12 protein-coding genes and 1 pseudogene are annotated in these 9,749 nt (G+C 68.1%); 7 read left to right on the forward strand and 6 right to left on the reverse strand.

Going from position 1 to position 9,749, the window contains the following annotated elements:
- The first annotated feature begins 126 nt into the window (after nucleotides 1-126).
- Together ACH4S8_RS07400 and ACH4S8_RS07405 are read left to right on the forward strand one after the other, a co-directional pair.
- Nucleotides 127-315, forward strand: a complete 189-nt coding sequence (locus ACH4S8_RS07400; RefSeq protein ID WP_398391715.1) for a hypothetical protein — start codon at nucleotides 127-129, stop codon at nucleotides 313-315.
- A 679-nt stretch (nucleotides 316-994) separates the two neighbouring features.
- The gene (locus ACH4S8_RS07405; protein ID WP_398391716.1) at nucleotides 995-2,167 is read left to right on the forward strand and encodes a hypothetical protein; all 1,173 of its coding nucleotides are present in this window, start codon (nucleotides 995-997) and stop codon (nucleotides 2,165-2,167) included.
- Between the two features lie 236 nt (nucleotides 2,168-2,403).
- On the opposite strand, the pseudogene ACH4S8_RS07410 reads toward ACH4S8_RS07405, so the two are convergent.
- From ACH4S8_RS07410 to ACH4S8_RS07420, 3 genes and pseudogenes are all read right to left on the reverse strand, one after another.
- Nucleotides 2,404-2,559: pseudogene (locus ACH4S8_RS07410) on the reverse strand (hypothetical protein); the annotation flags it as partial.
- 265 nt (nucleotides 2,560-2,824) lie between these two features.
- Nucleotides 2,825-3,598 carry a class I SAM-dependent methyltransferase gene (locus tag ACH4S8_RS07415; protein WP_398391717.1) on the reverse strand — a complete coding sequence of 258 codons (774 nt, stop codon included), beginning with the start codon at nucleotides 3,596-3,598 and terminating at the stop codon, nucleotides 2,825-2,827.
- Between the two features lie 36 nt (nucleotides 3,599-3,634).
- Nucleotides 3,635-4,615 (reverse strand): VOC family protein, encoded by a 981-nt coding sequence (locus tag ACH4S8_RS07420; RefSeq protein ID WP_398391753.1) that lies wholly within the window; start codon nucleotides 4,613-4,615, stop codon nucleotides 3,635-3,637.
- A gap of 27 nt (nucleotides 4,616-4,642) precedes the next feature.
- Here ACH4S8_RS07420 and ACH4S8_RS07425 point away from each other — a divergent pair, with 27 nt between their 5' ends.
- A complete protein-coding gene (locus ACH4S8_RS07425; RefSeq protein WP_398391718.1) occupies nucleotides 4,643-5,281 on the forward strand; it encodes a CGNR zinc finger domain-containing protein in 639 nt (212 codons plus the stop codon).
- Here ACH4S8_RS07425 and ACH4S8_RS07430 read toward each other — a convergent pair.
- Entirely contained in the window at nucleotides 5,247-6,281 is a 1,035-nt protein-coding gene (locus ACH4S8_RS07430) for a RidA family protein (protein ID WP_398391719.1), read from the reverse strand. The genes ACH4S8_RS07425 and ACH4S8_RS07430 overlap by 35 nt on opposite strands.
- A gap of 168 nt (nucleotides 6,282-6,449) precedes the next feature.
- Between ACH4S8_RS07430 and ACH4S8_RS07435 the strand changes: the two genes are divergently transcribed.
- The 4 genes from ACH4S8_RS07435 to ACH4S8_RS07450 all read left to right on the forward strand — a co-directional run bounded on the left by ACH4S8_RS07435 (nucleotide 6,450) and on the right by ACH4S8_RS07450 (nucleotide 8,692).
- A complete protein-coding gene (locus tag ACH4S8_RS07435) occupies nucleotides 6,450-6,989 on the forward strand; it encodes a transposase (RefSeq protein WP_398391720.1) in 540 nt (179 codons plus the stop codon).
- Nucleotides 6,986-7,534 (forward strand): transposase, encoded by a 549-nt coding sequence (locus ACH4S8_RS07440; RefSeq protein ID WP_398391721.1) that lies wholly within the window; start codon nucleotides 6,986-6,988, stop codon nucleotides 7,532-7,534. Before ACH4S8_RS07435 ends, ACH4S8_RS07440 begins: the two co-directional genes overlap by 4 nt.
- A 277-nt stretch (nucleotides 7,535-7,811) precedes the next feature.
- Complete coding sequence (locus ACH4S8_RS07445; RefSeq protein ID WP_398391722.1) at nucleotides 7,812-8,063, forward strand: DUF6221 family protein; 252 nt, start codon at nucleotides 7,812-7,814, stop codon at nucleotides 8,061-8,063.
- Between the two features lie 470 nt (nucleotides 8,064-8,533).
- Entirely contained in the window at nucleotides 8,534-8,692 is a 159-nt protein-coding gene (locus tag ACH4S8_RS07450) for a hypothetical protein (RefSeq protein ID WP_398391723.1), read from the forward strand.
- A 190-nt stretch (nucleotides 8,693-8,882) separates the two neighbouring features.
- On the opposite strand, the gene ACH4S8_RS07455 is transcribed toward ACH4S8_RS07450, so the two are convergent.
- On the reverse strand, nucleotides 8,883-9,095 hold the full coding sequence (locus ACH4S8_RS07455) for a hypothetical protein (RefSeq protein WP_398391724.1): 213 nt from the start codon (nucleotides 9,093-9,095) through the stop codon (nucleotides 8,883-8,885).
- A gap of 5 nt (nucleotides 9,096-9,100) precedes the next feature.
- A complete protein-coding gene (locus tag ACH4S8_RS07460) occupies nucleotides 9,101-9,379 on the reverse strand; it encodes a hypothetical protein (RefSeq protein ID WP_398391725.1) in 279 nt (92 codons plus the stop codon).
- Nucleotides 9,380-9,749: the final 370 nt, after the last annotated feature.

A 9,749-nucleotide genomic window follows, 5' to 3' on the forward strand; every position in this document is an offset into this window, starting at 1 on the left:
CAGTCGGAAAGCGTGCGAGTCAGCGACTGCCCGTCGTCTCACCGGTCGGCCGCAGCCCGCGTGGGGTCGCGTGTCAGGGGCGACTCGCCGAAATACGGCACGGGGTCGTGCCGGGAACGGAGGACCGTGAGCAGGAGACGCTACGTCGCCCGGGGCGTCCCGGGTGGTTACCGGGTTTGGGACAACCGCGGGCGTCGATGGTGGGGCGATCTCTACGAGTTGTGTCCTGACGATCTCGTGGCCGAGCTCAACGGCCAGGCGGACCCCGTACGGATCACTGCGCTGATGAAGCACTACAGGGAGCGGAAGCGGTGAGGCACACACGCGTGATCGGTCGCTGCAGCCGCCGTTGCCGCTGACATTCGCCGGATGAGGCTCAACCGATCTCCCGTGGCCCTCTCTGCTTGAGTTCCTGTCCGTGAGGACCTTTACGCTTCTCTTCATGCCTGAGGGCCGACCTGCAATACCCACCGAGCTACGACGGCGTGTCCTAGTCGAAGCCGGGCACCGCTGTGCGATTCCGACATGCTGCTGGATCGCCTGTCGACTCACACCCTTCGCAGCGTTGACGCTGACACCTCGAGTGGGCAGGAAGAGCGGAGAGGCAGGTGCCCGCTGTGTGTCCGACTGCGTGACAACGCCGACGAACACCGGCGGACGCCCGCGAACGTCTGCAGCCCATCGGTGCAGGTGAGAACCACACCATCCCAAGGCAGCGCCCTCGCCCAAGTTGCTTCGGGACGAAGAGGTCGTGGGTTCAAATCCCGCCACCCCGACACAGGTCAGAGGCCCATTCGCTTGATCGCGAATGGGCCTCTCCGCGTTCTTCACGTCCGGCCGGACAGGCGTCGCCCCCACGCCCGACTGAGACCGGCAGGCACACAGCCGCGACGACGGGATGGTCCGGAGAGCCCGGTGTCCGGACCACCCGGCCTGCGCGGGCGCCGGGCCCGCCTCGGCCGACGGGCCCCAGCCCGTGCTGGCGCTGGGGCCCGTGTCACCGGTCGTCGGAGTGAAGCCGGGCAGCAGCTTCAAGGTGCCGGTCACCTTTGCGAACAAGGGCACCACCGCACTCGACAAGGTCTACCTGACCTATACCGCTTCCTACGGACTGGCCGACCAGAAACTGCCCTCCAACTGCACCCGCTCCGATGTCTCCGAGGAGGACGGGGTCCAGGCCTACTCCGTCGCAGTCTGCGAGTTCGACCAGACGGTGAAGCCTGGCGCGGTCTACGCGCCCGAGAAGACGCTGTCGCTGAACGTCCTCGGCAACGCGCTGTACGAGTCCGTCTGGGTGTCGGTCGCCACCAGTCCGGAAGACCCGGACCCGGACCGTCCCGAACACCCCGTACCCGGGACCGGACCCACGGTGAAGCTGGTCGAGCTGCCCCCGACCACCCCGGTGGGCGACAGCAACCCGGAGCACCCGGACTGGGACGGGTCCACAGTTCCGGTGACCGCGGTGAACACCGCCGACCTGAAAGTGACGGGCGCTCAGCTGGCAGGACGCGTCGGCAACACGGTCACCGTGAAAGCGAGGATCAGCAACGAGGGTCCGGCCTGGTTGGACCCGAACGGGCAACTGCCCCAGACCCTGGTCAAGATGCCCTCCGGTACGACGGTCATCAAGGCGCCGGACTACTGCTACAAGAAGGACACCGGCGGCTACGACTGCTACTCCACCGTGGACTGGTTCAACGTGGGCGACGGCCAGCCCTTCGCCTTCACCCTGCGGATCGACAAGGCGGTTCCCGGGGCCAAGGGTTCGGTGGCCATCGAGGCGAAGGAACGCCCGTACGACAGGAACAAGAAGAACGACACGGCCGCGATCCTGCTCGACATCGACGCCGCCGGCGGCGGTTCGACGAACGGCCACGGCCACACGGGCGGCACCGGCTCGACCGGTGGTTCCGGTTCGACATCCACCACAGGCGGCTCCGGCACCGGGTCCACGGGGGGTTCGGGGTCGACGGACGGTTCCACCGGCAGCTCCGGGTCCGCGGGTGATTCCGCGTCGGCGGGTTCCTCGGACTCCGCGACCACCAGCGGCGGCCTGGCGAACACCGGCTCCGGTTCCGCTCTCCCCCTCGCGGGCGCGGCCGCGACAGCCCTCGCCGTCGGCGCGGGCACCGTACTGCTGGCCCGCCGGCGTACGGTCCGGCGCTGACGGCCGAACTCTACTGAAGTGATCGAGGCCGTCGGGCACTTGCCCGGCGGCCCGAGAACGGCCCACTCCACCCGGTCAAGCGCCTGGTCACGTCCCTGAGGCCGGTGGAGTCTCAACGGAACAGCCGCGGCACCGGGCAGACCTCCCACGGCCCGTTGCGCATGCGGTCATCGACAGGTCCTGGGCGACGCCCACCCCGACACTCTTACCAGCCGCAACAACCTCGCCCACGCCCGTCAGAAGGCCGAAGCCTCAAACGGCACTGGCGCCACCGGTTGGACGGCCGGCTTCGCAGCCGTGGCAGTGACGCCGCGGCATTCGCGGTCTCGCAACACCCACTCGCGCAGGGTGGCCCGGTTGATGCCCAGGTCGGCGGCGATGCTCTTGTAGGTCGCCCCGGGCGTGGACTCCTACAGGGCCACGGCATCGGCCCTGAACTCGTCCGAGTAGTCCTTCATAGCCATCGGCGGTTGTCTCGCTTCCTCCGGATCAAGTAGATCCAGTATCAGCGTGTCCACCACTCAGGGGGAGGCCCCGTCCGACCACGCGGGAGCTATCGCCAACGCGCCCGAAGCGCGCACGCGCAAGCAGGCATGTTGCGTGGGGTTTGTCGCCCCAGCCGTCCCCGCGCTGGTGGCTCTGGCAGTGAGCGAGGCGCTACCGCAGTACGAGCAGGTCCAGATAGCCGACGACCGGGGCGGGAGCTGAGGCCGCATTTTCGGCCTCGGCAGCGGCCCTCAGCCGCGCCATTCCTTCAGCGAACTGCTGGTCGGTCAGGGAGCGCAGGCCGGTGTCGGCGTCTCGGTCGATCAGGGCAGCGTACTCGTTCAGGCTCGGCGCGTTCTGCTGTGGCACCGTCTCCAGGGCGACCTGGCGGAAGCCGGCGGTCGCGAAGGCATCGCCCGTCGCCGCGATGCTCGGGTAGGTATCGAAGATCTGGCGTACCTCGGGGAAGAAGCGCACCAGGCTGAGGCGGTCGAGGCGGCCGGGGAAGACGTTGCGGATGAGCACCGGGGCACGTGGCCGGAGGGCCCGTCGCAATTCTCTTGCGGCAGCTGGCAGGTCGGCGATGTGGTGGGTGACGGTGGACAGCCACGCGCCGTCGGCGACGGCGTCGCCGACCGGTAGCGCCTCGGCGGTCCCGGGAAGGATCTGGATCCCGGGACCGGCCGGGATCAGGGCGCGCATCGCCGAGGCGGGCTCCACCGCGGTCACGGTCACGTCGAACCAGTCCCGAAGTGCGGTGGTGAACGCCCCTGTGCCCGCACCGATGTCCAGCACCCTCATCCCGGTGCGGGGCTTCAGGTGCCGTTCGATCGCTTCGCGCCACTCGTTCAGCCCGGCCCGTGGGACCTCACGTGCGCGCTGGAATGCCAGCGCTGTCTTCTGGTCGTAGCTGATCCTGGCCACAGAGGTCCTTCCGTAGGTCATGGACATGTAGACCTTGCCGGCACGCTGCTGCGGCTGTCAGCCGTGCGCCTCGGGCATGGTGTCGTAGGTGCTGATCTCGATCAGGTTGCCGTCGGGGTCGCGCAGGTAGGTGCTGGTGATCGGTCCGCGGGCGCCGGTGCGCGGCACCGGGCCTTCCTCTGTCGGGATCCCGCAGACGACCAGGTGTTCCAGGACCTGTTGTTGTGGCGTGTCCGTGAGCAGGCACAGGTCCGCGCTGCCGGGGGTCGGCCGGGCCGCGTGCGGGAGCAGTTCGCGGCCGGCCTGGTGGAGGTTGATCTTGCTCGAGCCGAAGGCCAGTGCGCGGCGACCCCCACCGAAGGCGACCGGGCGCATGCCCAGGACCCGTTCATAGAAGCTGACGGTCCGCGCGATGTCCGCCACGGTGAGCACAAGATGGTCCAGGCCGGTGATCTGGACCCCTGGTGTCGGATCCGGGGCGCACTGGCCGAGTTGTTGGGTACAGGCGTCCCACGCGGTCGGGGACAGCAGGTCGCGAGAGCGGGCGAACAGCCGGTACAGGGCCGGGCCGTACCGCGCGGCCAGGTCGCGGCTGTGCGCCATCACATCGAGTTCGTTGGCCGCGGTGATCTCAAGGAAGGCGCGCAGGTCCGCGTCGGCGGGCGTGTGCTCCCGGCCAGTGAAGCGGTCACGGAAGACCACCGGCTGGACACCGCCGAGTCGCGGATAGACGACGGCACGGTCGCAGCTCGCGTACAGGTGGACCAGTGACTCCGCCTGATTGCCGATCAGCTCCGCGAGTGTTCCGCGCTCGGTGACTCCCAGCAGGGACTGGTCGAATCCGTCGGTTCCGTAGGCGGCGTGACACAGCCCCGCGACCTGAACGACGGGATCGGCGCCCCACTCTGCCAGCAACCGGGCGACGCGGACCAAGTGCCCCAGCAGCGTGCCGCCAGGGTGGGGCATGCGGCCGGCTCCCCGGGCACGCAGGAACTCTTCGATACAGGGCCACTCGGAAGCAGGTTCATCCTGATTCATCGTCACGTCACGAGTTATACTCGTGACGTGAATGTCGAGGCAACCCCACCCGCCGACGTACCCGCCGAGGAACTGCGGTTCAACTTCCGCTCCGGCCGCCTGTGTCTGGCCTTCGTCGCCACGGTCGGCGAGCGTTGGCGCGGCAACCACGAACGCCTGCGGGAGCCCGCCGACCTGGCCCGCTGGTACCGGGAGGTCGGCCTGCTCGACGAACCGGTCGCGATCAGGTCGACTGGGCTCAGCACGGCTCGCACGCTGCGTGAGGCGATCTACCGCATCACGCAAGCGCTGATCAGCGGACAGGAACCAGCCGGCGCGGACGAAGCCGTCGTCAACGCCGCTGCCGGTGCCCCGCCGCTGGTCCCGGTCCTTCGCGACGGAACCGCCCGGCTGACCCTGCCGGCGACCGGTGGCGAGCGGGCAGCGCTCAGCACGGTCGCTCGCGACGCCATCGACCTGTTCACCGGCACCGCCGTCGACCGCATCCGCGAATGCGCCAGTCGCGAGTGCGGCCTGCTGTTCGTCGACACCAGCCGCCCTGGCCGGCGCCGCTGGTGCTCCAGCACCGCCTGTGGCGGCAAGGACCGCGCCGCTTCCTACCGCCGCCGCCAGCGAACCGGGCACGACGGATCTACGGGCGGGACCGCAGAGAGTCGGGAGGGGTAGATGGCCGCTGGCGAGAGCGCATGTCTGGGGCATGGCTCCGAGCCGAGCTGAGTACAGGAGATGCTGGACCACGCCGTCCCTGCGATCGACTCGTATCTCCGCTGAGCTCATACCCCAGCGGGCAGCACCGCGAGTGCGTCGATCTCGACCCGGAAGGCAGGATGGACCAGCCCGGCGACCCTGACCAGTGGGCAGGCCGGCGGGCGGGCCGGTCCAGGTACTCGTCGCGCACCTGGCGGAAGGTGTCCAGATCGGCCAGGTCGGTCAGATACACCGTCAGTTCGACTACGTGCTCCATCCCGGCACCGGCCGCCGCCAACGCGGTGGCCAGGTTCGCGAAGACCTGCCGTACCTGGGCCTCGGCGGCCCCTGCGCCCACCACTCGCCCCTCGGCATCCACCGGGACCTGTCCGGAGACCGCGGCCATGGGCCCGGTGAACGCCACCGCGTGGCTGTAACCGTTGACCGGCGGGGTGCTGTCGGGTCGGACGAAGTGCTGCATCATTCCTCTTGAACTCGGGCTGTGATCACGCCAGGGTGCTGGGTACGGCTGCGGTCGGCCGGCACTTGACGGGGCGACCCCGGCACAGGCTCGTATCCCCGGCGGGCAGAACGAGTGGCGATCGGCCGCGACGTGGTGAGCGCCGACGAATCGTGCGGCACCGCAGCCACACTCAGCGTCCCTGCGGCTTCGCGGATGTCCGGTCGGACCTCCACGACGGCGCCCCGCCGCCGACGGTATCGGCCACGCCCTCCTCGCCTGGCTCAGCGGCCGCGCGAGCGACGCCCCGCTCGCGTTCGACCATCCACTGCCGGACCCGCCCACCTGGCCGCTCCCACCGGCCCCCGGCTGGAACTGAGCCCGGTGAACTCCTGAGCCGCGCACGGCGCGAGCGGCGACACGGACGGGACCACGAACAAATCCAGGTCGGCCAGGGCTATGGCAGCCATTCAGCCAGCGGGTTGAAAGTACAGCAGCAAAGTACAGCAACCAGGCCATCCAGCAGTGACCGTCAGCGTCCCTCGCACCGCCTATGACCTGCGCAGATGACCTCAGCGACCACGCTGCCGGTAATTCGCATCGCGGAGTGCACGTGTGTCTACTGAACTTGTTGGCGTGTTGTCGTTGGGGGCTGACACGGTGTGATCGTCGCGGTACGCCGGTTGTATGAGGTATCCGCAGGGTGGTGGGCTGACGCCTGAACGGCAGGTGTTTCGTGAGCGGATCCGGATGGAGGCGGCCGAACGGTTCGGCGCCGGTGCCTCCAGCGCGGAGGTCGCCAAGGACTTACGGGTGAGTGTGCGCTCGGTTCAGCGATGGCGCCGGGCCTGGCAGGACGCGGGCACGGACGGTCTTCGCTCGGCAGGGCCGGTTTCGCCACCCAAGTTGAGCGAGAAGCTGTTCGCCGTGCTCGAGCAGGAATTGGCCAAGGGCCCGGTCGCGCACGGCTGGCCGGATCAGGCCTGGACACTGGCACGGATCGAGACGCTGATCGGGCGCCGGTTCCACAAGAGCATGACGCTGTCGGCGATCGCGCAGATGCTGCACCGGCACGGCTTCAGTCACCAGGTCCCGGCCCGCCGGGCGACCGAGCGCAACGAGGAAGCCGTCACCGGCTGGGTGAAGGAAACCTGGCCCCAGGCAAAAATGCCATGGCGGCGCTCGGGGCCTGGCTCTGCTTCGAAGACGAAGCCGGGTTCTCGATGACGCCGCCCACCGCCCGGACCTGGTCCCGGCGCGGACACACACCCGTCATCCGGGTGCGGGGACGTTCCCAGCGCCGCTTCTCCATCGCCGCTCCGGCCTGCTACAGGCAGGGCGAACTCTCACGCCTGATCTACCGGCCCAAACAGCACGTCAATCACAGGCAAGGCGGCAGACGCAGTTTCACCTGGACCGACTACCGCGACCTGCTCATCGCCACCCACCGGCAACTCGGCGCCCCGATCGTGCTCGTGTGGGACAACCTGAACGTCCACAAAGACCGCCGGCTGCGGGAGTTCATCGACACCCACGACTGGATCACCTGCTACTTCCTGCCGTCCTACGCACCCGACCTCAACCCCGTCGAGGGGATCTGGGCACTACTGCGACGCAGCAGCCAGGCCAACACCACATTCGCCAGTCCTGAGGACCTCATGAGTGCCCTTCGGCACGGTCTCCGCCAACTCCAGTACCGCAGCAGCCTCATCGACGGATGCCTCGCCGAAACCGGCCTCACCCTGACGACATCGCGGCAACAACGTCAGTAACTGCGTGACAACGCCGGCAAACAACGGCGTACGTCTGCGGACCCTTCCAGCAGGCGAGCGCCACACCGGCCCAAGGCAGCGCCCTCGCCCAAGTCGCTTCGGGACGAAGAGGTCGTAGGTTCAAATCCCGCCACCCCGACAGAGAAACACCAGCTCAGGGCCGGTCTCCTTCCAGGGAGACGGGCCCTGACTGCTTCTCCTCGGGCTCTTGGGAGAATCCTGGGAGAAATCTCCCCCGACACGGCCCCTCTCTGCCACGGCGCGCGAAGATCAGTGCATGGAAGAGATGCTGCAGTTCCTTGCCTCGCGCATCGACGAGGACCGACGCCACGCGGCCGGCACCGTCGGCAGCGAAGCCCTCCTCGACAGCCACTTGCCACTGCTCGATGCGGTCGAGAGGCTGGCCAACGAGTACAGCAGCATGCCGGACCCCTGGGACGGACGCACGCACGGCTTCACAGACGCCCTCCGCATCATTGCCCAGGCGTACGCGACGCACCCGGCCTACCACGATGAATGGCGACCGTAGGCGGCCTTCAAGGAGACACGGCCTTGCCGTCGGCAACGGTCCGTGTCGTCGTTCTCCTGTCAGCGCAGTGCAGGGAAGTCGTCGGTGCGTTCGCCGATGCCGCTGCCTTCCTCACCTTGCTGGTCAGTAGCGGTACAGCAACGGATTACCACAACTCCAGCAACCGGCTACGCCCTGTAGCGTCCTCGTAGGGCCATAGCGCAACCGCTATGACCGCCACCGACCGATCCACATAGAGCTACGGATCAAATGCCGACGGCCCCCACGGAGTCTGCGAGAGGCTTGGGCCCATGGGGATCGACCTGGAGCTGCACTCCGCACGGCCAACGCGAAACTGGCGCAGATCCCGAGCAACACTTCTGCGTAGCTCGTACGGGCATGGGGACGCGTTGGCCGATGCGCTCGGCTCCCTGCAACTGCTAGGGGTGCCTGGGCGGCTCACCGCTGTTGATCCGTACGGAGACACGTTGATGAACGAGCAAGAGGCCGCCGTCGCACTCACCGAGATCAGCAGTCTGCGTCAACAGTGCAGCGATCAGCACCAGGTTGCTGCGCTGGACGACCTCGCAGCGCAACTACAGCAGTGCGCCAACACCCCCGGCAGCCACCTGTGGTTCCAGGGCGACTGAACGCGTGCCACAACCGTGCCAGAACGAGCGGGGAGTCACGGGGAACAGCAGGCGTCCGCAGGCCGTGAAGCCCGCGCCCTGCGGAGGGCTCACTTCGCAGGTCAGCCACCGAGTCGACCAACCTCGCTCCTAAAGCGGGTGTCGCAGGTTCGAGTCCTGCCGGGGCACTTGGCCGAGGGCCAGGGGCGTGTTACCCGAAGGCCGCTGCGAAGCCGACCACGAGGAAGCACGCGAGGGGAATGCCGAACCCCAAGCACTCCGGGAGCCCGATCGTGAAGCGCTTCTCGAAGCCAGGTCCGGCCTTTGGCGCGGCGGCGGCGCGGCGGCGCAGCAGTTCCTGCGCCAATTTGTCCCGCTTGGCCTTGCCCGTCAAGGGAGCGGCGCCGAGTGCGTCCACCTGCATCAGGCCTACCCCGACACGACAAGGTTGAGGGCGGACCGACCCGTCAGTTCCGTGATCAGGTGGTAGGGGATGAGGTAGTGCGTGAACATGTTGTTCACCCGAAGGCGGTGCTGCCCGAACGCCACGAAAGGGTTCAGGAACAGCCGCCAGATGAAGTACATGAAGAACGTCGGGAAACTCAGCATGATCAGGCGCGTCTGCCACCCTCCGACCACGGCCGGGTCCTCCAGCACCGCCAGCTGCACTGCCACCGACGCTGCCTGTGCCGCAACGGCCAGCACCACCCTGGGGGCTCTCCTGATTCTGGCCACGAAGCTGGTTCCTTCGTCGTCTGCATACGGACAGTTCTGCCCGCCCGGGAACCGAGTGTGGGCGATCAACCTACTAGGCACTGTCCGGTGAGCCGTCCCCGCAGTCATGGCCAGATCGCTGCCAGGGTGACCGCGCGACACAATCTCAGCTGGGGAATGAGCCTGCCCGATCCGCGGGCCAGCGTAAGGGGCCATGATCACTCGCGCCAAGGCAGCCCCAGCCCAATGCCGTTCCACCTGGCTAGTGCTCTGACCGCGAAGGTTCGCCGGGTTGGTGGTCGTGACGGTTGGATGTGCGGTGACGTCCATTCCGACCGCAGGAGCCGCCGTGGCCGAGCCTGTC

Origin of the sequence: Streptomyces sp. NPDC021080, from assembly GCF_044333225.1 — a bacterium.
Taxonomy (GTDB): Bacteria; Actinomycetota; Actinomycetes; order Streptomycetales; family Streptomycetaceae; genus Streptomyces.